Raw genomic sequence first — 22,586 nt, forward strand, 5'->3', positions numbered from 1 at the left:
GGTTCGTCACGCCTCGATGGATGACGGACCGCCCGCCTGAACGGTCGCGGAGATGCTGCTCGAGCGGACGATCAGTTCGGGCTCGAGCACGATCGACTCGGGTGTCCGGCCGCCGATGACCTCGAGCAGCAAGCCGACAGCGCGCCTGCCCATTTCGTGCATCGGTGATCGAATCGTGGTCAGCGGGACGGCACCGCCCGCGGCGATCGGCGTGTCGTTGTAACCGACGAGGGCGACGTCGTCGGGTACGCGAATCCCACGATCGCGCAGAGCTCCGAACGCTCCGATCGCGGCGAAGTCGTTGGTCGCGAAAATGGCGTCGGGCACCGGGCCGGTCGCGAGCAGCTGCTCGACGGCGGCCCGACCGCCGGCCGGATCGAAGCCCGAATAGACGATACGGTCGTCCGGGATCTCGACGCCGTGCTCGGCGAACGTGGTCACGATGCCGTTGGTCCGGTCACGAGCGGTGGAGGCGAACTCCCAGCCGGCGAGTACCGCGACATCTCGTCGTCCCGTGTCGAGCAGGTGCGAACCGACCAGTCGTCCGCCCTTCACATCATCGACGGTCGCCGAGGGATAGTCCCCCGCCGTTCGGGATACGAGCGCGAATTTGATTCCCTGCGAATGGATCTCGTCCAGGAAGCGGTGGTCGAGGTGGGCGTCCCCGTAGATCAGGCCGTCGACCCGCCGGTCGATCATCATTCGAGTACGTGCCCGTTGGTTGTCCGGCTTGTCCAGCGAGTTGGTGACGAATGTCGACAGACCCGATTCGTAGGCCGCCTCTTCTATCCCCTCGTAGATGGTCGCGAGCACATAGTCCTGTAGTCGAGGGACGAGCACCCCGATCAATCCCGAGCGCCGTGTGCGCAGACTCGATGCCTGGGGATTCGGCGAGTAGTCGTGCTCGGCTGCAAACGCGCGGATCCGGGCGACCGTGTCAGACGAACCCCAGCGGAGCGCGGCGTCACCGGGCGTATTGAGCACTCGCGACACGGTCGACGGGCTGACCCCGAGCTCCGTCGCGATCATGCGGAGCGTCAGCGGTCCCCGCGCCGGCCCCTCTCCTGTCTTCCTCAACCCGGCCCTCTCTTGTCGGTGGCCCACAGCGTACCCAACCCGGTCTGTTACGTCGTGATTTACCCAAACGTTTGGCGGAAGTTACACAAACGATTGCGCCAAACGTTTGTCGTGTGTTTCACTTCACGTCATGCACGTCACAGTCAGCTCCATCGCCGCAGGTTTCCGGGGCCTCACGCCGTCGCGGGACCGTCGCCGATGACCCGGGTCGCAGTCATCGCGACGGGCGGCACCATCGCGTCCGAGGCGACCGACGCCGGGGTCGTGGCCACCCAGACCGCCGCGCGGCTGGTCGAGCGCGCCGGCCTCGACGACGTCGAGGTCGAGACCATCGATCTGATGACGGTCGGGTCCTATCGGCTCACGCTCGGACACCTGCGGCAGATCAGTGACGCGGTGGGCGCACTTCTCGCCCGGCCCACGGAACCCGTCGACGGCGTGGTCATCACGCACGGGACCGACACGATGGAGGAAACCGCGATCCTCCTCGACCTCGTCCACGACGATCCGCGTCCCGTCGTCCTGACGGGAGCCCAGCGGGCCGGCGACACCGCCGACGGTGACGGTCCGGGCAATCTCACCGACGCCGTCCGAGTCGCCGCGGCGCCGGCCGCCCGCGACCGTGGCGTCATGATCGTCTTCGCCGGGCAGATCATCCCCGCCCGCGGGGCACGCAAGATCCACACGATCGCACTCGACGCCTTCCGCTCCGTCGTCTCTCCCCCGTCGGGCTCAGTGACGAACGAGCAGGTCTGCTTCGGTCCCACGGCACCGCGACCCGACCCGCTGCCGCGCCCGGGCCCCGAATTCGACGACACCCGTGTCGATCTCGTCGACGTCTATCCCGGTGCGGACGACGCACTGCTACGCGCGGCCGCGAACTGCGGCGCCGCCGGAATCGTGCTGGCGGGCACCGGCATCGGCAACGGGAATCCCGCCATCGTCGACGCCGCGACCGATCTCGTCGACGACGGCCTCGCTCTCATCTTGTCCACCCGGGTACCGGCCGGACCTGTCCGCGGCGTCTACGGCAACGGCGGCGGCGCCGACCTGGTCGCCGCCGGAGTCCCACCTGTCTCCGGACTACCCGCCGCCCAGGCGCGAATTCTGTTGGCGCTGTTGCTGTCCACTGGTCTCGCCCTGGAGCAGCCGCTGGCAGAGCTGATCTCGACCTATGCCGACCTGACTCCGTCCGGCACCCCTGGGGCAACCCGGGAGTCATCCGGACCCGGAGCCGGGGACGACACAAAACTCCACACCACCGATCGCCACAACCAAGGAGGACTGAACAAATGACCAAGGATATCTTCGTAGCCTTCGGAATCGACGTCGACGCGGTCGGCGGCTGGCTGGGCTCCTATGGCGGCGAGAACTCGCCCGGGGACATCTCGCGCGGTGTGTTCGCCGGCGAGGTCGGAGTCCCCCGTCTCAACAATCTGCTCGCGAAATACGACCTCCCGGCGACCTGGTTCTGGCCGGGCCACTCCGTCGAGACGTTCCCCGAACAGTTCGATCAGGTCGTCGCCGCGGGACACGAGATCGGTCTGCACGGATACAGCCACGAGAACCCGATCGCGATGACACGTGAGCAGGAATCGGAGATCCTCGATCACTGCATCGATCTGATCAGCACTAGGACCGGCAAGCGACCCACCGGATATGTCGCGCCGTGGTGGGAGTTCAGCAAGGTCACCAACGAGCTTCTCGTCGAGCGCGGGATCACCTACGACCACTCGCTGATGCACCGTGACTTCGAGCCGTACTACGTCCGCGTCGGTGACTCATGGACGCCGATCGACTATGACAAGCCGGCCGCGGAATGGATGAAACCGCTTGTCCGCGGCGAGGAGACCGACCTCGTCGAGATCCCGGCCAGCTGGTACCTCGACGATCTGCCGCCGATGATGTTCATCAAGGGCAGCCCGAACAGCCACGGCTTCGTGAATCCGCGGCACATCGAAGAGATGTGGCGCGACCAGTTCGACTGGGTCTACCGCGAAAGCGACTACGCGGTCTTCACCTTCACCATCCACCCGGACGTCTCCGGCCGTCCGCAGGTACTGCTCATGCTCGAGCGACTGATCGAGCACATCAACTCGCACGACGGCGTCCGCTGGGCGAACTTCGACACCATCGCCGAGGACTTCAAGAAGCGGTCGCCGCGTAACTGACGCCTGTTCGCCACCTCCAACGCTTTCCCATCGCCGACCCGATCAAGAGCCGGCGAGCCCGCCAATCCCACTGAGCAAGAGAGCACAACCATGTCTCGACCCACCACCCCCACCCCGGGGTTGCGGCGTGTCACCGGCAAGGAGACCCGCCGCGCATCCGGAATCGCGTTCTTCGCCTGGACGATCGCGGTGTACGACTTCATCCTGTTCGGCACGCTGCTTCCGCGGATCGAGGAGTCGTTCGGCTGGACCACCAGTCATGCGCTCCTGGTCTCCACCCTCGTCAGCGTCGGCACCGCCATCGTGGTCCTCCTCGTGGGCCCCATGGTGGACAAGCTCGGTCGCCGTAAGGGAATGATCATCTCGGTCGGCGGCACGGCCGCGTCGTCGGCGGCCACTGCCGCGACCTTCGGCGCGACCTCGCTGATCGGAGTCCGCGCGATCAGCGGTCTGGGACTCGCCGAACAGTCGGTCAACGCCACATACCTCAACGAGCTCTACGAGCTGACCGAGGACGAGAAGATCAAGAAGCGCCGGGGTTTCGTCTACTCGATGGTCCAGACCGGCTGGCCGGCCGGCGCACTGCTCGCGGCCGGGTTCGTCGCCATCGTGACGGCGATCTTCGGCGCTGACTCCTGGCGGATCGCGTTCCTGCTGGCGACCATCCCGGCGGTCATCGTCGCTCTGGTGTGCCGCACCCTCAAGGAAAGCCCCCAGTTCGAGGCGCAACACGCCGTCAAGCAACTCCGCAAGGCCGGAAAGCACGACGAGGCAGCAGCACTGGCCGCCGCGACCGCGACGGTCGAGCAGACCTCGGCCCCCTTCAAGCGGATCTTCACCGGCAAGCATCTGCGCAACACCGTCGTGTTGTCCCTGGCGTGGCTGCTCAACTGGTTCGCCATCCAGACCTTCTCGGTCCTCGGCACCACGGTGCTGGAGAAGGGCAAGGGAATCGACGCCTCGAGCACCCTGATCCTCGTGGTCCTGTCCAACCTCGTCGCGGTCGCGGGCTACCTCGCCCACGGGTGGGCGGGCGACCGTTTCGGCCGCCGCAACACCATTGCCGTGGGCTGGTTGCTCTCGGGTCTGTTCTTCGGCGCGATGCTTCTCGGACCGTCGGATCAGATCTTCGTGCTCGTGACCTACATGATGGGGTTGTTCTTCCTCCTCGGCCCGTACGCCGCGATCATGTTCTTCCAGGCCGAGTGCTTCGACACCGATTGCCGCGCAACCGGAAGCGCGTTCATCGGCGCCATGTCCCAACCCGGTGCGATCATCTCGGGCTTCATCCTCACCGGCCTCACCGCCGCGTCGATCGGTTACTCGACGGCTGCTCTCTGGGTCGGCGCGCTCGGCGCCATCGCCTCGGCCGTGATCGTGCTCGGTGCCCGCAAGGTTGCCGACACCCCGCCCCAGGCGGGCGTTCCCGCGGGTCCCACGACGACGGCGGGAGCCCAGGCATGAGCGATCCGAGTGTCGCGATGATCACCGGCGCCGCATCGGGTATCGGCGCGGCCACGGCCTTGTGCCTCGCCGAACGCGGTGTGCGCGTGGGAATCGGAACCTTCCCGGGCGATCCGCACGACCCCGAATCAACCCTCCGGGACGTGCACGACGCCGGCGGCGAGGGGCGGATCGTCGAAGTGGATGTGCGTTCCACCGAGTCGGTGGATGCCTTCGCCGATGAACTCGTATCCGCCTGGGGCCGCGTCGACATCGCGGTGGCCAACGCGGGCATCCTGCGGGAGGCGTCGTTCGATTCGATCACCGACGACCAGTGGCACGACATGATGGATGTCGACCTGCACGGTGTCATGCGCACGGCGCGGGCCGGCCTGCGCCACATGGGCGACGGCGGCTCGGTGACGGTGATCTCGTCGATCGCGGGCGGCATCTACGGCTGGCAGAACCACGCCCACTATGCGACCGCCAAAGCCGGGGTCGTCGGCCTGGCGCGGAGTCTCGCCGTCGAGTACGGGCCCCGGGGCATCCGCGCCAACGCCATCATCCCCGGCCTGATCCGCACCCCCCAGTCCAGCGATGCGGTCAACTCCCTGGGACCGGAAGGTCTCGACCGGGCGGGCGGCTACATCCCGTGGGGCCGGGTCGGTCATCCGCGCGAGGTGGCCGAGGTCATCGCTTTCCTGTCGAGTCCTCAGGCGTCTTATGTCAGCGGTCAGGCGATCGTCGTCGACGGCGCCCTGACCACCGCCATGCGTGACTGAATGCACCATCCCGGAGAGGATCTGACATGACCGGACTGTTGGACGGACGACGGGCGCTGGTGACCGGCGCTGCGTCGGGTATCGGACGCGCGATCGCGGCGGCCTACGTCGCCGAGGGCGCCGTGGTGACGCTGGCCGACCGAGATACACGGGTCGAGGAGGTGGCGGACGAGGTCGGCGGGCGCCGCGGCGTCGTCCTCGACGCGACGATCGAAACCGAGGTCGATGAGCTGGTGAACCAGATCGTCGACCACGACGGTGGACTCGACATCCTCGTGTGCTCGCACGGCATCCTCACCCAGTCACCCACCGTGGACATGCCGACCGAGCTGTGGCGCGAGACCGTCGACATCGACCTCACGAGCGTCTTTCTGCTCAATCGTGCGGCGCTGCGGCCGATGCTGGCGCAGGGCAGCGGCCGCATCGTCAACGTGGCCTCTCAGTTGGCCATCAAAGGCGGTGTCTCACTGGCCCATTACGCCGCGGCGAAGGCGGGTGTGATCGCGATGTCGAAGTCGATCGCGCTCGAGACGGCCGCCCGGGGCGTCCTGGTGAACGCGATCGCACCCGGACCGATCGACACGCCGATGGTCGACGCCATCGACGACGAGTGGAAGCGCAGCAAGCGCGCGGAGCTGCCGCTGGGCCGATTCGGACGACCCGAGGAGATCGCCCCGGTGGCCGTCCTTCTCGCGTCCGACCCCGGTGGCAACCTGTTCGTCGGTCAGGTCCTCGGCCCCAACTCCGGCGACGTGATGCCCTGATGTGTGGGGGTTGCGCCGGAGCACCAGCGGACTGGGCCGCCGAATTCGTGAGCGGTCCGCGCCGACGCGCCGAGGTGGCGCGCCGGATGTCGGAGGTGCTGCGCCGGCACACGGTGCGCGCGATCCCGTCGGGGTGGGTCGTCGCCACCCTCACCGGATCGGCGGTCGTGTGCCGGACCTACGACGAACTCGTGGGAGCCGTCGCGGAACGTTCCGGGCTCGGCATCGCCTCCGTGCGGGAACAGGGCCTGCCGGCACACGCGGTGTGACAGAACGCTTCCGCCGCGCCGACCGGCAGGTCCGGTCCCGCGATACGTCCGCGAGGTCTCCGGCGGTCGAGAGGTGGCTCGCAGCGGTCACGTGACCCGTCGAGCCACACCCACCCTTTTTCGGCATTTCCTCCCCCTCGACCCCGGTGGGTTTGCCGAAAAGGGGTGGGTGTGCGGAAACGCAAGCGGGCCCGCACCTTTCGGTGCGGGCCCGCTTGCGGTTGTGACTCAGGCGGTCTCGGTGATCGGGCGATCGACCCAGCTCATGAGATCGCGCAGCTTCTTGCCGGTGACCTCGATCGGGTGCTCGGCGTTCGCCTTGCGCAGACCCTCGAGTTCCTTGTTGCCACCCTCGACGTTGGCGACGAGGCGCTTGACGAAGGTGCCGTCCTGGATGTCGGTGAGGATGGCGCGCATGCGCTCCTTGGTGTCGGCATCGATGACCCGCGGGCCCGACACGTAGCCACCGAACTCAGCGGTGTCGGACACCGAGTAGTTCATCCGCGCAATGCCACCCTCGTACATGAGGTCGACGATCAGCTTGAGCTCGTGCAGCACCTCGAAGTAGGCCATCTCGGGGGCGTAACCCGCCTCGACCATGACCTCGAAGCCGGTCTTGACCAGTTCCTCGGTACCGCCACACAGCACGGCCTGCTCACCGAAGAGGTCGGTCTCGGTCTCTTCCTTGAAGGTGGTCTTGATGATGCCGGCACGACCACCGCCGATGGCGCTGGCGTAGCTGAGCGCGAGCGCCTGGCCCTCGCCCTTCGGGTCCTGGTGGACGGCGATGAGCGCGGGAACGCCCTTGCCGTCGACGAACTGACGGCGCACGAGGTGGCCGGGGCCCTTCGGGGCGACCATCGCGACGGTCACGTTCTCCGGCGCCTTGATCAGACCGAAGTGGATGTTGAGACCGTGGCCGAAGAACAGCGCGTTGCCGTCCTGCAGGTTCGGCTCGATGTCCTCGGTGAAGATCGAGGCCTGCGAGGTGTCGGGTGCCAGCACCATGATGACGTCGGCCCATGCGGCGGCCTCGGACGCGGTCAGCACCTTGAGGCCCTGCTCCTCGGCCTTCGCCTTCGACTTCGAGCCCTCGCGCAGACCGATCACGACGTCGACGCCGGAATCGCGCAGCGACAGCGAATGCGCATGGCCCTGGCTGCCGTAGCCGATCACCGCGACCTTGCGACCCTGGATGATCGACAGATCTGCGTCGTCGTCGTAGAACAGTTCGATGGCCACTATGTTTCCCTTCGATATGTGGTGACCCCGGCGAACTCTCCGAACGCCCGGGCTTCGTAATTCTCTTGTCGCTGCCGTCCGCGCTCAGTGGCGCACGGCGACAACGGGATTCCCTGTCAGCGGTTGGCCGACATGCTCTTCGGTCCCCGACCGAGGGTCACCGCGCCGGATTGCGCGATCTCCCGGATTCCATACGGATCGAGCATCCGCAGAAGTGCTTCGAGTTTCTCCGACGTACCTGTCGCCTCGATCGTGAGCGACTCGGGCGAGACGTCGATGACCTTGGCGCGGAACAGGTTCACCACCTCGATGACCTCGGTGCGCACGGTGGAGTCCGAGCGGACCTTGACCATCATCAGCTCGCGCGACACCGAGCTCCCCGGGTCCTGCTCGACGATCTTGATCACGTTGATCAGCTTGTTGAGCTGCTTGGTGACCTGCTCGAGCGGGAAGTCCTCGACGGAGACCATGATCGTCATCCGCGAGATGCCCTTGAGCTCGGTGGGGCCGACGGCCAGCGACTCGATGTTGAAGCCACGTCGTGAGAACAGCGCGGAGATGCGCGCCAGGACGCCCGGACGGTCTTCGACCAGGACGCTGAGGGTATGGGTGGTGCTCACTGCTCGTCCTTCTCGGTTGCGCGGTCGGCCGGTGCGTTCTCGACCGTCTGATGGCCGTCCATCGTCTGGTGGATCTCCACCGGACCCGACGCCGACTCGTCGTCGTCGAACAACGGCCGGATGTCGCGGGCGGCCATGATCTCGTCGTTGCCGGTGCCCGCGGCGACCATCGGCCACACCTGGGCGTCCTTGCCGACGATGAAGTCGATGACCACCGGGCGGTCGTTGATCTCCCGCGCCTTCGCGATCACCTCGTCGACGTCTTCTTCGCGTTCGACGCGGAAGGCCACACAGCCCAGCGCCTCGGAGAGCTTGACGAAGTCCGGGATCATCCGCGAGTGGGTCGACAGGTCGGTGTTCGAGTACCGCTCCTCGTAGAACAGCGTCTGCCACTGACGAACCATGCCCAGGTTGCCGTTGTTGATCAGCGCCACCTTGATCGGGATGCCCTCGATCGCACAGGTGGCGAGTTCCTGGTTGGTCATCTGGAAACAACCGTCACCGTCGATCGCCCACACCTCGGCGTCGGGATCGGCGGCCTTGGCGCCCATGGCGGCGGGCACCGCGTAGCCCATGGTGCCGAGACCACCGGAGTTGAGCCAGGTGCGCGGCTTCTCGTAGGAGATGAACTGCGCGGCCCACATCTGGTGCTGGCCGACGCCCGCGCAGTACACCGCGTCCGGGCCGGCAGCCTTGCCGAGGGCCTGGATGACGAACTCAGGCGACATCGAACCGTCGGTCTGCCGGTCGTAGCTCAGCGGATAGGTCCGGCGCAGGTTGTCCAGGTAGGACCACCACTGCGAGATGTCGGGAGTAGAGCCGCTGGTCGCGCGCTCGTCGCGCAGGGCTTCGGTGAGCTCGGCGATGACCGCCTTGCAGTCACCGACGATCGGCACGTCGACCGGTCGGTTCTTGCCGATCTCGGCAGGATCGATGTCGGCGTGGATGACCTTCGCGTTCGGCGCGAACGACGACAGCTGCCCGGTGACCCGGTCGTCGAAGCGCGCACCGAGGGTGATCAGCAGGTCGCTGCGCTGCAGACCCGCGACCGCCGCCACCGTGCCGTGCATACCCGGCATACCCAGGTGCAGCTGGTGGCTGTCCGGGAACACGCCGCGCGCCATCAGGGTCGTGACCACGGGGATGCCGGTGAGTTCGGCCAGTTCCAGCAGTTCCGCAGCCGCGTTCGCCTTGATGACGCCGCCGCCGACATAGAGCACCGGGGACTTCGCGGCGTTGATGAGGCGGGCCGCCTCGCGAACCTGCTTGCCGTGCGGCTTGGTGACCGGCCGGTAGCCGGGCAGGTCGATCTGCGGCGGCCACGAGAAGGTGGTCTGCGCCTGCAGGATGTCCTTCGGGATGTCGACGAGAACCGCGCCCGGACGGCCGCTCTCGGCGATGTGGAACGCCTCCGCGATCGTCTTCGGGATGTCGATGGCCCGGCTGACCAGGAAGTTGTGCTTGGTGACGGGCATCGTGATGCCGGAGATGTCGGCTTCCTGGAATGCGTCGGTGCCGATGAGCGCCCGGCCGACCTGACCGGTGATCGCGACGACGGGCACGGAGTCCATCTGCGCATCGGCCAGCGGTGTCACCAGGTTGGTGGCACCGGGACCCGACGTCGCCATCATGACGCCGGCGCGACCGGCGACCTGGGCGTATCCGGTCGCGGCGTGGCCGGCACCCTGCTCGTGACGGACGAGAACGTGACGGACCTTCTGAGAATCCAGGAGCGGATCGTAGACCGGCAGGACCGCGCCGCCGGGAATGCCGAAGACGACCTCGACACCGAGTTCCTCGAGGGAACGAACCACGGACTGGGCGCCGCTGACACGCTCGGGCGCAACAGTGTGCTGGGTTACCGCACGGAGGTTGCCCGCCGCCGGAGACTGCTGCCGCAATCCTGCGTTACGCGTCGGCTCATTTCGGCCCGCGTCGGTGCGTGCTGTTGGTGCGCTCACTGCACGATCCTCATCTTGGTTGTGGAATCCGATATCCGTGATGGAAGTACCTGGCATGAAAAAACCCCCGACAGCTTCCGCTGTTCGAGGGTGGCGCGTCGATGCCGGTTGGGGGTCTGCGAGGTGACCGGTCAGGCGAAGACGCGCCAGCCGATTACTACGAGGATCCCGTTCTGCATCACGCGTTCACGGTAGGACTGTGTTCGGTTCAGAGTCAAACTCCGGACCAATGCGTCCCACCATCTGGGAAATCACTGGTCGAACCGGGCGCGATCGCACCGCGCTTCTGATATGGCGCGACGAACCCGTCGGCAGGGAGGCACGGGACCGGTTGGCACAATGGACGGGTGCCGACTGATTCCACCGACCCCGTAGACCCGAAGACCAGCACGACCTCTGCCGCCGACGACGTGACATTCGACTACCCGGTGACGTTCCGCATCAACCGGATCGCGTACTTCACGGTCCCGATGGTCGCCCTGGTGGTCGTGCTGCTGGTCGGCGCCTCCCCGTGGTTCGCCATCGCCCTGGTCATCCCCGTCGTGCTGTGGTTGTGGATCCACCGACTGCGGACCGTGGTCACCGAGGACGGCCTGCGCGCCGTCCGGATGTTCTCCACCACCGAGATCGCCTGGTCGGAGGTCGCGGGACTGCAGTTCCCGAAGTGGAGTTCGGTCCGCGCGGTGCTGACCGACGGCAGTCGGGTCCGATTGCCCGCCATCGGTTTCCGCGATCTCCCGGCGTTGTCGATCGTCAGCGGCGGCCGCATCCCGGACCCCTTCGAGGCGGCCCGTTCCGCCGAGTGATCGTCTGCCCGTGATTCCTGGCACGGATCAGGCTCCCCTCGGTCTCATCAACATCCCGCAGGCGGCGATAGAGTGCGGCCGTGGAGAACACCCGAACACTCGACGCCGGTGAACTCGACGAACTGATCTCGGCAGGTGGCCTCGCAGAGGTCGGCACGACGCTGTCCACGTTGCCTGCGGGCGACATCGCCGCTCTGCTCGACCGCCTCCCCCACAAGTCCCGCGGGATCGCGTTCCGTTTGCTGGCCAAGGACCTCGCGGTGGAGGTGTTCGACGATCTGTCGGCCGGCTCGCAGCGCCGACTCATCGACGACCTCGGCACCGCGGAGGTGGCCGCCGCGTTCGACCACCTCGACCCCGACGACCGCGCCGAACTGCTCGACGAGTTGCCCGCGGGAGTCGCGAAGTCGCTGATCCAGCAACTCACCCCGGCCGAGCGCGACATGACGGCGGTGGTCCTCGGCTACCCGCGAGGTTCGGTGGGACGTCGGATGAGTCCCGAGTTCGTCCACGCGCGCGAGGACGAATCGGCCGGCGACGCACTGGCCCGCGTTCGCGAACGCGGACACGCCGCGGAGACGATCTACACCGTGCCCGTCCTCGACGGCGCGCGCTCGCTGTGCGGTGTGGTCAGCCTGCGCGACCTCCTCCTCGCCGACCCGGCGGACACCGTCCGCGACCTGATGAACAAGCCGATGTTCGCCCATGCCGAGGACGACGCCGAGACCACCGCGCAGCGCTGTGTGGACCGCGGGATCCTCGCGATGCCCGTCGTCGACAACGACAGCCGACTGGTCGGCGTCCTGACGATCGACGATGCCGTCGAGGTCGTCGAGCAGGCCCGCGACACCGACGAGGCCCGCGCCGGCGCGCGCGAACCGCTCCGCGATCCCTATCTGCTGTCCTCCATCCTGTCGATCACGCGCGCCCGGATCGTATGGCTGTTCGTCCTCGCGGTGTCGGCGATTCTCACCGTCAACGTGCTGGAGATCTTCGAGGGCACCCTCGAGCAGCGGGTCGCACTGGCACTGTTCATCCCGCTGCTCACCGGGATCGGCGGCAACACCGGTTCGCAGGCGGCGACGACCGTGACCCGCGCACTCGCCACCGACGAGGTCGCCCCGCGCGACGTCGCCCGCGTCGCCGCCAAGGAGGTCCGGGTCGGGCTGACCATGGGGGCTCTGCTCGGCCTCGCCGGGTTCACCGTCGCCGCACTCGTCTACGGCCTCGACATCGGCGTGGTCATCGGGTTGACGATCCTGTCGGTGTGCACGCTCGCCGCGACCGTGGGCGGCGTGATGCCGTTGATCGCGAAGTCCATCCGTGTCGACCCCGCGGTGTTCTCCACACCGTTCATCTCGACGTTCTGCGACGCCACCGGCCTCCTCGTCTACTTCTCGATCGCCAAGGCGGTGCTGGGGATCTGACCCCGCACCGGCGAAGGCGTCCCCGAGACGCCGAATCGTTTTGTTACCCCTCGTCACAGCGGAGTAGCCTGGCTTCTCGGCGCTCCCCCACGCCCACCCTCAGCGAGGCGGCGCCCGTCAACACAGCCGCGCCCGGCCACAGCCCGTGGGAAACAACCCCGGGGTCGCGGTGTTGAGCCGAAGAGTCCGGCGCCGGTCTGTCACTGCACGTCCGATCGCGCCGGGCCCGCCCGAGCCACACGATCGATTCGAGGAACCCATGCCTGCTCTGAGGTCACGCACCACCACCGTCGGCCGCGAAGCCGCCGGCGCCCGCTCCCTGTGGCGCGCCACCGGGATGACCGACGACGATTTCGGCAAGCCGATCGTGGCGATCGCCAACTCCTACACCCAGTTCGTGCCGGGTCACGTGCATCTGAAGAACGTCGGCGACATCGTGGCCGACGCGGTGCGAGCCGCCGGAGGCGTGCCGCGCGAATTCCACACCATCGCCGTCGACGACGGCATCGCGATGGGTCACGGCGGCATGCTCTACTCGCTGCCCAGTCGCGAGATCATCGCCGACTCCGTCGAATACATGGTCAACGCCCATACCGCGGACGCACTGGTGTGTATCTCGAACTGCGACAAGATCACTCCGGGCATGCTCAATGCCGCGATGCGCCTGAACATCCCGACGGTGTTCGTCTCCGGCGGACCGATGGAGGCCGGGAAGGCCGTCGTCGTCGGCGATGTCGCACACCCGTCGTCGGATCTGATCACCACCATCTCCGCGTCGGCCAACAGCGAGGTCGACGATGCGGGCCTGAGTGAGGTCGAGGCGGCTGCGTGCCCCACCTGCGGTTCGTGTTCGGGCATGTTCACCGCCAACTCGATGAACTGCCTCACCGAAGCGCTCGGGCTCGCCCTGCCCGGCAACGGTTCGACCCTGGCCACCCACGAAGCGCGCCGCGCCCTGTTCACCAGGGCCGGCGAGGTCGTCGTCGACGCGGCGACCCGCTGGTACCGCGACGACGACGCGTCGGTGCTCCCGCGGAACATCGCCACGCCGACCGCATTCCGCAACGCGATGGCCCTCGACGTCGCGATGGGGGGCTCGACCAACACCGTTCTGCACATCCTCGCCGCGGCGCAGGAGGGCGAGGTCGCCGATTTCGACCTCACGGTCATCGACGAGATCAGCCGCAATGTGCCGTGCCTGTCGAAGGTCTCCCCCAACTCCGACTATCACATGGAGGACGTCCACCGGGCGGGCGGAATCCCGGCCATCCTCGGCGAACTGCGCCGCGCCGGTCTGCTCGACGACACCACGTCGACCGTCCACAGCGCCACCATGGCCCAGGCCCTCGACGACTGGGACATCCGCGGCGGCAAGGCCATCGACGAGGCCGTCGAACTGTTCCACGCCGCACCCGGCGGTGTTCGCACCACCACCCCGTTCTCGACCGCGAACCGGTGGAGTTCGCTCGACACCGACGCCGCGGGCGGCTGCATCCGCGACCTGGAGCACGCGTACACCGTCGAGGGCGGTCTGTGCGTGCTCCGCGGAAACCTCGCCCCGGACGGGGCGGTCCTGAAGACCGCGGGCATCGACGAGGATCTGTGGCACTTCGAGGGCCCGGCCCGCGTCGTCGAGAGCCAGGAGGACGCCGTCCAGGTCATCCTGTCCAAGACCATTCAGGCCGGCGAGGTCCTCGTGGTCCGGTACGAGGGTCCCGCAGGCGGGCCCGGCATGCAGGAAATGCTCCACCCGACCGCCTTCATGAAGGGCACCGGGATGGGCAAGAAGTGCGCCCTCATCACCGACGGCCGGTTCTCCGGTGGATCGTCGGGTCTGTCCGTCGGTCACATGTCTCCCGAAGCCGCGTCGGGTGGTGCCATCGGACTCGTCGAGGACGGCGACCCGATCCTCATCGATGTCAAGACCCGCCGACTCGAGGTCCTCGTCGACGACGACGTGCTCGCCGAGCGCCGCGCCAAGATGGAGGCCTCCGAGCGTCCCTGGCAGCCGAAGGACCGTGAGCGCACGGTCACGACTGCGCTGCGCGCCTACGCCAAGCTGGCGACGTCGGCGGACCGCGGCGCGGTGCGTCAGGTCGACTGACCGCCACTCGAAACCCAGAGTGCGGGGTACGTATCGGATTCCGATACGTACCCCGCACTCTTGTGTGTCAGACGAGTGGGTTGCTGCCGTTCGCGAGGATCCAGACCGCGACGGCAGCGGCCGCGCCGACGATGAGCCACAAGAACGAGCCGACAAACGGCCGTCGCGCCCATCCGCGGGGGTAGTCGAGCGAGTACAACCCCGGGCCGGTGAGGATGACGACCGCCGCGGCCACCGCCAGGAACAGTTCGAACTCGACCCCGCCGGCGGCAGCGAAGAACGTGAACCCGCCTGCCATCGACATCTTGAAGGCCGCCGCGACGAGCATCGTGCCCAGGATCGCCGACGCCCCGATCGGCGTCAGCAGGCCCAGGATCACCATCAGACCGCCGATCGTCTCCGACAGGGCGCCGACGATCGCGAGGACCTGCGCGTAGTCGGCGCTGAACCCGGCGTCGACGAGCATGGACTCGAATCCGCTGAGGCGCGGACCGTTCCACAGTCCGAACAGCTTCTGCAGCCCGTGCGCGCCGACGAGGCCGCCGAGCGCGATGCGCAGTACCAGCAGACCCAGATCGATCGTGCCGCGGCGCGACTTCGCGAGCGCGTCCTCGAGATCGTCGTCGGCCGGACTGTCACGACGGACGACGGTGTCGTCGTCGGTTCGTCGCCGGCCGAACCGGCGGCGGCCCCGCGGCTCGTCGTCGAGCACCTCGGTGTCCGTCGACTCGCCGCGGGCCCGGGCGCGGGACACGACATCGTCGTCGTCCTCGAGGAAGTCGTAGCGCGCGGTACCGACCGGCGGCAGCGCCGGCTCCGGCGTGGTGACCGCGTCGTCGGTGGGGCCGTCGATGGGCTGCGCGCGGGCGGGACCGGGATGCTTCGCGAACTGGACGGTCTCGAAATCGTCGTCCGCCGGACCTGCCGCCCCGGCCGCCGGTGGGGCGGGGGGCGCGGTCTGCGCGGCGGGTCGGGGTGGCTCGGCGATGGGCCGCGACGTCGTCGGAGTACCCGCGGCGGCGGGACGCGTCTCCACGTCGCCGGGATCGAGGTCGTCGAGGTCGTCCACCCGGGAGTAGGGGGCCGGCGACCGCCGGGCGTGCCGGTTGTAGAAGTCGTCACGGTCGGTCACTGCGGGCGGTGTCGGCGGGCCGGGCTCGGGCCGCGCGGCCGCCGGTCCGGGTCCGACACCGGGCACTCCACTCCCGGTACCCGGGACCGGGATCTGTCCGGTCGGTTCGTCGTAGGGACTCGTCGCCGGTGTGTCGCGCTCGCTGGTGCCCGACGTGTCGCGTTCGCTCACACGCCCGACTCTAGAGGCTCGCACTCCGCCGTCACCGCACCCCGGCGGGGTGAGTCGGGGCACCACGCTCGGGCACCACGGCCCGGGGCACCACTACTGTGGACGCCATGTGGAAGGGGCGCCCGACGGGCACGCGCGGTGATGCCGGCCGGACGAGTTCACCCGCCTCGGCGGATCGACGGATACGGGTTCGGTGGCGCACCCTGCTGACGGTGCTGACCGCGGTGGTCGTCCTGGTCGGTGGCTGTGCGGATTTCACCGCACAGGACAACCAGCGCGAGGCGGGCGCGTTCAGCCCCAACAACCGGCCGAGCGGTCAGCCCGAGCCGACTCCGCCGCCGGAGACCCCCCGCGAGACGCAGCCGCCACCGACCGGTCCGTGCGTCGACCCCGACCCCGCGGTCATCGCCACCTGCCTCGCATCGACGGGCGGTGTGATGCCCGGTGACGAGCAGGGCGAGGTCACCGTCGTCGCCGAACGCACGACCGGGAAGATCATCACCACCAAGCGCTACGGTCCCGCCCGCACCCTGGGCGAGACGCCCGTCGATGCATCCGGGGACGGCGGTCTGATCGATTTCGCCTTCTCCCCCACCTACTCCCAGGACCGGCTGATCTACGCCTACATCACGACCCCGGCGGACAATCGCATCGTCCGTCTGGCGCCGGGTGACGTGCCCAAACCGATCCTGACCGGTATCCCCAGGGGAGCCACCGGGAACATGGGCGCGATGTACTTCCGGTCACCGACCGAACTCGTGGTCGCCACCGGCAACGCCGGGAATCCCGCGGCCGCCGACGATCCGTCCTCACTCGCCGGCAAGGTGCTGCTGGTCACGTCGTTCACCTCGGGGGCGAGCCCGCGGCCGGCGATCCTCGCCTCCGGCTTCGGGTCCACGGTGTCGCTGTGCCCCAACGCTTCCACCGGAACCGTCTACGTCGCCGACCAGACAGCCACCGAAGACCGCGTGCAGGTGCTCGAGGAAGGCGGACCCAAGGTGTTGTGGACATGGCCCGACCGGCCGCAGATCGCCGGCTGCGGTGTCGCGGCCGGCAGCATCTTCGTCTCGACGACGCGCACCCAGCGCATCGAGGCCATCAACGAGCCCACCCGGGAGGAGCCGACGATCACCGCGCCGGCCGTCGTGCTGGAACGCCGCTACGGCGCGCTCGGCCGGATGGCCGCGCTACCCAACGGGTTGCTACAGGTGGCGACCGTCAACAAGGAGGTGGGTTCACCGAAGCCCACCGACGATCGCGTGTTCCGCTTCCTGCCGTCCGGCGGTGGCAACGACCGGACGTGATAGTGCTCCTGTCTTGGGAGCGACCTTGTGCTCCCTGATCCGAAAGAACCACAGAACCTCAGGTCCCAGTCACTTGCTCCCTAGTCCGAAAGAACCCCAAAACCGCAGGTCCCAGCCCCTTGCTCCCTGAGGTGCGAGGAGCGCAAGCGACGAGCCTCGAAGGGTCTTGGCGAGGCGAATTGCGAAGACCCTTCGTGACGTGCCCTCCGCAAGCTCCGGGCACTCCTCAGGGAGCACAGGGGGGCCTGTCGTCGTCAGGAACAGGCCGCGATGACCAGTTCCTTCACGCGCGCCGGGTCTGCCTGTCCGCGAGTGGCTTTCATGACGTCGCCGACGATCTTGCCGGCGGCCTGGACTTTTCCGCCGCGGATCTTCTCGGCGATGTCGGGGTTCGCGGCGAGTGCGTCGTCGACGGCCTTCTGGAGAGCCGAGTCGTCGCGCACCACTTCGAGACCGCGATCGGCGACGATCTGCGCGGGCTCACCCTCGCCGTCGAGGACGGCGGTCGCGACCTGTTGCGCGAGTTTGGTGGTGAGCTTGCCCTCGTCGACCAGCCCGATGATCTCGGCGACCTGCGCGGGTGTGATGGTCAGGTCGGCGAGTTCGACCCCGCGTGAGTTCGCCTGCTGCGCAAGGAAGGACACCCACCAGCCGCGCGCCGCCTCGGGTGCCGCCCCGGCGTCGACGGTGGCGATGATCAGATCGACCGCGCCGACGTTGACGAGGTCACGCATCACCTCGTCGGAGACTCCCCACTCCCCCTGGATGCGGGCCCGCCGCAGCCACGGCAATTCCGGCAGGGTTGCCCGGAGTTCCTCGATCCACGCCGAATCCGGCTGCACGGGCGGAAGATCGGGCTCCGGGAAGTAGCGGTAGTCCTCGGCGGTCTCCTTGCGGCGGCCGGCCGAGGTGGTGCCGTCGGTCTCGTGGAAGTGCCGCGTCTCCTGGACGATCTCGCCCCCGGCCTGGAGGATGGCCGCCTGGCGGCGCATCTCGTAGCGGACGGCCACCTCGACGCTCTTGAGCGAGTTGACGTTCTTGGTCTCGGTGCGCGTGCCGAACTCGGTGGCGTCCTTCGTCTTCAGCGACAGGTTGACGTCGCACCGCATCGACCCCTGGTCCATGCGCACATCGGAGACGTCGAGCGACTTGAGCAGGTCACGCAGTGCCGACACGTAGGCCCTGGCGACCTCGGGCGCACGTTCCCCGGCACCTTCGATGGGCCGCGTCACGATCTCGACGAGCGGCACGCCGGCGCGGTTGTAGTCGAGCAGCGAATGACTCGCACCGTGGATCCGGCCGGTGGCGCCGCCGATGTGGAGCGACTTGCCGGTGTCCTCCTCCATGTGGGCACGCTCGATCTCGACGCGCCAGGTGGTGCCGTCGGTGAGCAGGACATCGAGGTAACCGTCGTAGGACGTGGGCTCGTCGTACTGCGAGATCTGGTAGTTCTTCGGCTGATCCGGGTAGAAGTAGTTCTTCCGCGCGAAGACACTCGACGGCCGAATGGAGCAGTTCAGTGCCAGGCCGATGCGGATCGCGGACTCGATCGCTTTGGCGTTGGCGACCGGGAGCGAGCCGGGCAGTCCGATGCACACCGGGCACACCTGGGTGTTGGGGTCGGCACCGAACTCGGTGGGGCACCCGCAGAACATCTTGGTCGCGGTGCCCAGCTCGACGTGCACCTCGAGGCCCATCACCGGATCGAATGCGGCGAGCACCTCGTCGTAGTCCAACAGGTCAGTCATGGCAGTCAGTTTATGCGGCGATATCCCAGGGGCACGTTCAGGGTGATCACCGATGCCGAGAAAGTGCACCCGCTCGTAGCGTCGAAGACACCGGCGAACGACGTCGGGATACATGCCCACCCAGGAGGCCGACATGACCACCCCACAACCCGCCTACAGCGGCCCGCGCCTGATGCGTTCGCGCACGAACTCGTGGCTGGGCGGTGTGTGCGGCGGCATCGCCGAACGCTGGGGCTGGGACCCGACACTCATCCGCGTTCTGTTCATCCTGTCGATGCTGCTGCCCGGGCCCCAGGTGCTGATCTACCTGGCTCTCTGGATCATCATCCCGCGCGAGCCCGCCGCGACGATCACCCCCGCCGCCTGAGGCGCTCACGGGCTCAGCCGAAGATGACCCGGATCTCCTTGTACTGGTCCAGCGGCACGGTCTTGAGCTCGCCGAGCGCCTCGTCGAAGGTGATGCGCGCGATCTCGGTGCCGTGCAGGGCGACCATCTGCCCCCAGCCCTTCTCGGCGACGAGGTCGGCGGTCGCCATGCCCATGCGTGTCGCCAGCACCCGGTCATAGGCCGACGGCACCCCGCCGCGCTGGATGTGACCGAGGATGGTGGCCCGGGTCTCGATGCCGGTCCGCTCCTCGATGAGCGGCGCGAGCACCTCGGCCACGCCGCCGAGCCGGGGTCGGTTGAAGCCGTCGAGACCCTTGGTCGAGTGGGCCTCCGTCATCTCCGGGAGTGTGAACCCCTCGGCGACGACGACCATCGGCGACCGGCCACGCGACTTGACGCTGGTGACCCAGGCACAGATCTGGTCGAGGCTCTCGGGGTTCTCCGGGATGAGGATGACGTGGGCGCCGCCCGCGATCCCCGAGTGCAGGGCGATCCAGCCGGCGTGGCGGCCCATCACCTCGAGCACCATGCACCGCTTGTGCGAGTTGCCGGTGGTGCGGAGCCGGTCGATGGCCTCGGTCGCGATCTCCACCGCGGTGTTGAAGCCGAAGGTGTAATCGGTCGCCGCGATGTCGTTGTCGATGGTCTTGGGAACCCCGACGATGTTGATGCCGTCGTCGAACAGTCTCTTCGACGCCGCGGCGGTGCCCTCGCCGCCGATCGCGATCACGCCGTCGATCTCGAGATTTTTCAGCACTTTCTTGATGTTCTCGGGTCCGCCGTCGGGCTCGGAGTAGGGACCGAACCGGCTCGTGCCCAGGATGGTGCCGCCCTGGTTGGACAGGCCGCGGACCGTCGACCGGTTGAGTTCGACGATGTCGCCGTAGACGAGTCCGGCCCAGCCGTCCCGGAAGCCGACGAACTCGTGGCCGTAGACGGTCTCACCTTTGAGCACTGCGCCACGGATCACCGCGTTCAGTCCGGGGCAGTCTCCCCCGGACGTCAGAATGCCGAACCTCTTGGCCATCTGGTGAGACCACCCTCCCTGTCGTCATCGGTCGAACCTGCCCGAACATCCCCAATCTAGTGCCCCGGCGAGCCGGGCGCTGGCCGCGAAATCACTTGATGCCGTTCTCGTAGGCGAACACGACCGCCTGGGCTCGATCCCGGAGCCGGAGTTTGTTCAGCAGGCTGCTCACGTGTGTCTTGACCGTCTGCTCGGTGACGAACAGGTCGGCACCGATCTCGGCGTTGGACTTGCCGTCGGCCACCAGATCCAGCACCTCGCGTTCTCGCGGGGTCAGGGTGTCGAGTTTGTCGTCCCGCGACGGCCGGCGGCGGTTGGCGGTGACCTCGGTGATGAGTCGCCGGGTGATCGACGGTGCCAGCAAGGCCTCGCCTGCGGCCACGACGCGTACCGCGCGCACCAGCTCGTCGGCGGGTGCGTCCTTGAGCAGGAAGCCCGAGGCGCCGATTCGCAGGGCCTCGTAGACGTAGTCGTCGATGTCGAAGGTCGTGAGCATCAGCACACGCGTGGGCGGCTCGGCGGATGACGCGAGGATCTGTTCGGCCGCCCACAGCCCGTCCTTGCGCGGCATGCGCACATCCATCAGGACGACATCGGGGCGCACCCGGCGACACACCTCGACGGCTTCGACCCCGTCGGCGGCGTCGCCGAGGACCGAGAGATCGGGTTGCGCGGCGAGCAGAGCCGAAAAGCCCTGACGCACCATGGCCTGGTCATCTGCGATGACTACGGTGATCGGCACGCCGTCACGCTACCGTCGTCGCGGCTGCGGCTCACCGGTACCCGAGGAGGTCACGATCGGCTCGGGCACGACGACCTCACGTCGCGGCGCCGCCGGGATTCGAGCGCGGACGGCGAAGCCCCCGGTCGGTGTGGGCGCGGCGACCAGCGAACCACCCACCGCCTGAGCGCGATCGATCATCCCGGGGATGCCCACGCCGCTCCCCCCGATCTGCAACGGATCGGCGGTCGCGACCGTGTTGACCACGGCGACGTCGACGAGGTCGCCCTCACCGCGCGTCACCTCGACGTCCACGCGCCCACCGGGGGCGTGCCGGGTGGCATTGGCCAGCGACTCCTGCACGATCCGATAGATCACCAGCGCAGCCGATTCGCCGACGTCACCGGTGTCGACGTCCAGCTCCAGCACGACCTCGGCGCCGGCGCGGCGTGTCTCGGCGACCAGCGAATCGAGTTCGGCCAGGCCGGGATTGGGCGCCGCCGAAGCGGCCGCATCCTCGACGCGGAGGACCCCGAGCAACTGCCGGACCTCATCGAGGGACGTCCGGGCCGCATCGGCGATCGCGTCGAATTCCGCTGCGGCCGAGGGACTCACATCCGGCAGGCGATATCTCGCGGTCTGTGACATCACCACCACCATCGACATCCGGTGAGCGACCACGTCGTGCAGGTCGCGGGCGATGCGCGCCCGCTCCTGGAGCACGGCCGCCTCGGCTTCGGCGGCCTCGGTCTGCTCGGTGCGAACAGCCAGCTGCCGGCGCGAGGCCATCAGGCCCCGCAACAACGCGACCACCACCGCGAGCACGGAAATTCCGAAGACCCACCCGACCCGCGCCGTCGGCTGCACGGCGAAGGCGATGACGATCGAGGTCGAGACCCAGACCACCGGAATCCATCGCAGCGGGCACTTGAGGAAGGCCATGAAGGTGAGGACCAGCAGCTCGATGAGGTGGGTCACCTGGATGGTCAGCTCCCACGTGTCCCGTACCGGGACGACGATCCCGATGAGCTGGGCGGAGACCACCGAGATCGCCCACCCCAGCAGCGGGGCCGACCACGCAAGGGCGATCGGCAGAGCCGCGAAGGCCGCGACCACGGGGAGCACGAACACCGGCATGGAGTGCGTGATGGGCAGAGTCGGCCAGGCGACCGAGTACATGACGAGCGCCACGAACAGGAAGAACCAGTTGAGTCGCGACGAGAAGTAGTGCCGCACCGCGGGGTCCTGGGCAACCGGTGCGGTCGACGCCCATTCCAGTGAGGACGCCCCCACCGCGCGGAGCTTCTTGCGGTATCCGAACATGCCCTCACCCTAGGCCCGCCGACCACTCGCCGACCTCATACTTCCGAGGGAGACGACCCGATACCGGCGTACGGGTCCGGCGTCGTCGAACCGACCTGGGGACGAC

The 22,586-nt window shown here is 68.0% G+C and carries 20 protein-coding genes; 11 read left to right on the forward strand and 9 right to left on the reverse strand.

Annotated elements, in window-relative coordinates:
- Window positions 1-6 precede the first annotated feature (6 nt).
- Window positions 7-1,029, reverse strand: coding sequence for a LacI family DNA-binding transcriptional regulator (locus BCM27_RS16620; protein WP_052369249.1), 1,023 nt, complete (start codon window positions 1,027-1,029; stop codon window positions 7-9).
- 246 nt (window positions 1,030-1,275) lie between these two features.
- Between BCM27_RS16620 and BCM27_RS16625 the strand changes: the two genes are divergently transcribed.
- The 6 genes from BCM27_RS16625 to BCM27_RS16650 all read left to right on the forward strand — a co-directional run bounded on the left by BCM27_RS16625 (window position 1,276) and on the right by BCM27_RS16650 (window position 6,506).
- Entirely contained in the window at window positions 1,276-2,373 is a 1,098-nt protein-coding gene (locus tag BCM27_RS16625; protein ID WP_004019316.1) for an asparaginase, read from the forward strand.
- The gene (locus tag BCM27_RS16630) at window positions 2,370-3,248 is read left to right on the forward strand and encodes a polysaccharide deacetylase family protein (protein WP_004019315.1); all 879 of its coding nucleotides are present in this window, start codon (window positions 2,370-2,372) and stop codon (window positions 3,246-3,248) included. The genes BCM27_RS16625 and BCM27_RS16630 overlap by 4 nt, the downstream gene beginning before the upstream one ends.
- Before the next feature lie 90 nt (window positions 3,249-3,338).
- Window positions 3,339-4,712: an MFS transporter gene (locus BCM27_RS16635; RefSeq protein ID WP_004019313.1), complete on the forward strand. Its 1,374-nt coding sequence runs from the start codon at window positions 3,339-3,341 to the stop codon at window positions 4,710-4,712.
- On the forward strand, window positions 4,709-5,473 hold the full coding sequence (locus BCM27_RS16640) for an SDR family NAD(P)-dependent oxidoreductase (RefSeq protein ID WP_004019312.1): 765 nt from the start codon (window positions 4,709-4,711) through the stop codon (window positions 5,471-5,473). The genes BCM27_RS16635 and BCM27_RS16640 overlap by 4 nt, the downstream gene beginning before the upstream one ends.
- Before the next feature lie 26 nt (window positions 5,474-5,499).
- Window positions 5,500-6,237, forward strand: coding sequence for an SDR family NAD(P)-dependent oxidoreductase (locus tag BCM27_RS16645; protein WP_004019308.1), 738 nt, complete (start codon window positions 5,500-5,502; stop codon window positions 6,235-6,237).
- A gap of 47 nt (window positions 6,238-6,284) precedes the next feature.
- Window positions 6,285-6,506 carry a hypothetical protein gene (locus BCM27_RS16650; protein ID WP_239450610.1) on the forward strand — a complete coding sequence of 74 codons (222 nt, stop codon included), beginning with the start codon at window positions 6,285-6,287 and terminating at the stop codon, window positions 6,504-6,506.
- A 228-nt stretch (window positions 6,507-6,734) separates the two neighbouring features.
- Here BCM27_RS16650 and ilvC read toward each other — a convergent pair whose 3' ends face one another.
- The 3 genes from ilvC to BCM27_RS16665 all read right to left on the reverse strand — a co-directional run bounded on the left by ilvC (window position 6,735) and on the right by BCM27_RS16665 (window position 10,329).
- Entirely contained in the window at window positions 6,735-7,748 is a 1,014-nt protein-coding gene (gene ilvC, locus BCM27_RS16655) for a ketol-acid reductoisomerase (protein WP_004019306.1), read from the reverse strand.
- 116 nt (window positions 7,749-7,864) lie between these two features.
- Window positions 7,865-8,368 (reverse strand): acetolactate synthase small subunit, encoded by a 504-nt coding sequence (ilvN, locus tag BCM27_RS16660; RefSeq protein ID WP_004019305.1) that lies wholly within the window; start codon window positions 8,366-8,368, stop codon window positions 7,865-7,867.
- The gene (locus tag BCM27_RS16665; RefSeq protein ID WP_004019304.1) at window positions 8,365-10,329 is read right to left on the reverse strand and encodes an acetolactate synthase large subunit; all 1,965 of its coding nucleotides are present in this window, start codon (window positions 10,327-10,329) and stop codon (window positions 8,365-8,367) included. The genes ilvN and BCM27_RS16665 overlap by 4 nt, the downstream gene beginning before the upstream one ends.
- Window positions 10,330-10,676: 347 nt before the next feature.
- Between BCM27_RS16665 and BCM27_RS16670 the strand changes: the two genes are divergently transcribed.
- The 3 genes from BCM27_RS16670 (at window position 10,677) to ilvD (ending at window position 14,666) form a co-directional block, all read left to right on the forward strand.
- Window positions 10,677-11,135: a PH domain-containing protein gene (locus BCM27_RS16670; protein ID WP_004019303.1), complete on the forward strand. Its 459-nt coding sequence runs from the start codon at window positions 10,677-10,679 to the stop codon at window positions 11,133-11,135.
- An 80-nt stretch (window positions 11,136-11,215) separates the two neighbouring features.
- A complete protein-coding gene (gene mgtE, locus BCM27_RS16675; protein WP_004019302.1) occupies window positions 11,216-12,562 on the forward strand; it encodes a magnesium transporter in 1,347 nt (448 codons plus the stop codon).
- A gap of 259 nt (window positions 12,563-12,821) precedes the next feature.
- Window positions 12,822-14,666 carry a dihydroxy-acid dehydratase gene (ilvD, locus tag BCM27_RS16680; RefSeq protein ID WP_004019301.1) on the forward strand — a complete coding sequence of 615 codons (1,845 nt, stop codon included), beginning with the start codon at window positions 12,822-12,824 and terminating at the stop codon, window positions 14,664-14,666.
- A gap of 67 nt (window positions 14,667-14,733) precedes the next feature.
- Here ilvD and BCM27_RS16685 read toward each other — a convergent pair whose 3' ends face one another.
- The gene (locus BCM27_RS16685) at window positions 14,734-15,969 is read right to left on the reverse strand and encodes a DoxX family protein (protein ID WP_004019300.1); all 1,236 of its coding nucleotides are present in this window, start codon (window positions 15,967-15,969) and stop codon (window positions 14,734-14,736) included.
- A 107-nt stretch (window positions 15,970-16,076) separates the two neighbouring features.
- Here BCM27_RS16685 and BCM27_RS16690 point away from each other — a divergent pair, with 107 nt between their 5' ends.
- Window positions 16,077-17,273 (forward strand): PQQ-dependent sugar dehydrogenase, encoded by a 1,197-nt coding sequence (locus BCM27_RS16690; RefSeq protein WP_239450611.1) that lies wholly within the window; start codon window positions 16,077-16,079, stop codon window positions 17,271-17,273.
- A gap of 254 nt (window positions 17,274-17,527) precedes the next feature.
- Here BCM27_RS16690 and gatB read toward each other — a convergent pair whose 3' ends face one another.
- Window positions 17,528-19,021 carry an Asp-tRNA(Asn)/Glu-tRNA(Gln) amidotransferase subunit GatB gene (gatB, locus tag BCM27_RS16695; RefSeq protein ID WP_004019298.1) on the reverse strand — a complete coding sequence of 498 codons (1,494 nt, stop codon included), beginning with the start codon at window positions 19,019-19,021 and terminating at the stop codon, window positions 17,528-17,530.
- Between the two features lie 133 nt (window positions 19,022-19,154).
- Here gatB and BCM27_RS16700 point away from each other — a divergent pair, with 133 nt between their 5' ends.
- The gene (locus tag BCM27_RS16700) at window positions 19,155-19,388 is read left to right on the forward strand and encodes a PspC domain-containing protein (RefSeq protein ID WP_033204042.1); all 234 of its coding nucleotides are present in this window, start codon (window positions 19,155-19,157) and stop codon (window positions 19,386-19,388) included.
- A 13-nt stretch (window positions 19,389-19,401) separates the two neighbouring features.
- Here the strand turns inward: BCM27_RS16700 and BCM27_RS16705 are convergent, their stop codons facing one another.
- From BCM27_RS16705 to BCM27_RS16715, 3 genes are all read right to left on the reverse strand, one after another.
- A complete protein-coding gene (locus BCM27_RS16705) occupies window positions 19,402-20,436 on the reverse strand; it encodes a 6-phosphofructokinase (RefSeq protein WP_004019296.1) in 1,035 nt (344 codons plus the stop codon).
- A gap of 91 nt (window positions 20,437-20,527) precedes the next feature.
- Window positions 20,528-21,178 (reverse strand): response regulator, encoded by a 651-nt coding sequence (locus BCM27_RS16710; protein WP_033203972.1) that lies wholly within the window; start codon window positions 21,176-21,178, stop codon window positions 20,528-20,530.
- A 9-nt stretch (window positions 21,179-21,187) separates the two neighbouring features.
- Entirely contained in the window at window positions 21,188-22,480 is a 1,293-nt protein-coding gene (locus BCM27_RS16715) for a sensor histidine kinase (protein WP_004019294.1), read from the reverse strand.
- Between the last annotated feature and the right edge of the window lie 106 nt (window positions 22,481-22,586).

The organism is Gordonia terrae (genome assembly GCF_001698225.1).
Classification (GTDB): domain Bacteria; phylum Actinomycetota; class Actinomycetes; order Mycobacteriales; family Mycobacteriaceae; genus Gordonia; species Gordonia terrae.

Bases quoted from the DNA above. Each gene is read 5' to 3' on its own strand.
- BCM27_RS16620 (WP_052369249.1), bottom strand. From the start codon at position 1,029: ATGATCGCGACGGAGCTCGGGGTCAGCCCGTCGACCGTGTCGCGAGTG.
- BCM27_RS16625 (WP_004019316.1), top strand. From the start codon at position 1,276: ATGACCCGGGTCGCAGTCATCGCGACGGGCGGCACCATCGCGTCCGAG.
- BCM27_RS16630 (WP_004019315.1), top strand. From the start codon at position 2,370: ATGACCAAGGATATCTTCGTAGCCTTCGGAATCGACGTCGACGCGGTC.
- BCM27_RS16635 (WP_004019313.1), top strand. From the start codon at position 3,339: ATGTCTCGACCCACCACCCCCACCCCGGGGTTGCGGCGTGTCACCGGC.
- BCM27_RS16640 (WP_004019312.1), top strand. From the start codon at position 4,709: ATGAGCGATCCGAGTGTCGCGATGATCACCGGCGCCGCATCGGGTATC.
- BCM27_RS16645 (WP_004019308.1), top strand. From the start codon at position 5,500: ATGACCGGACTGTTGGACGGACGACGGGCGCTGGTGACCGGCGCTGCG.
- ilvD (WP_004019301.1), top strand. From the start codon at position 12,822: ATGCCTGCTCTGAGGTCACGCACCACCACCGTCGGCCGCGAAGCCGCC.
- BCM27_RS16690 (WP_239450611.1), top strand. From the start codon at position 16,077: ATGTGGAAGGGGCGCCCGACGGGCACGCGCGGTGATGCCGGCCGGACG.
- gatB (WP_004019298.1), bottom strand. From the start codon at position 19,021: ATGACTGACCTGTTGGACTACGACGAGGTGCTCGCCGCATTCGATCCG.
- BCM27_RS16700 (WP_033204042.1), top strand. From the start codon at position 19,155: ATGACCACCCCACAACCCGCCTACAGCGGCCCGCGCCTGATGCGTTCG.
- BCM27_RS16705 (WP_004019296.1), bottom strand. From the start codon at position 20,436: ATGGCCAAGAGGTTCGGCATTCTGACGTCCGGGGGAGACTGCCCCGGA.
- BCM27_RS16715 (WP_004019294.1), bottom strand. From the start codon at position 22,480: ATGTTCGGATACCGCAAGAAGCTCCGCGCGGTGGGGGCGTCCTCACTG.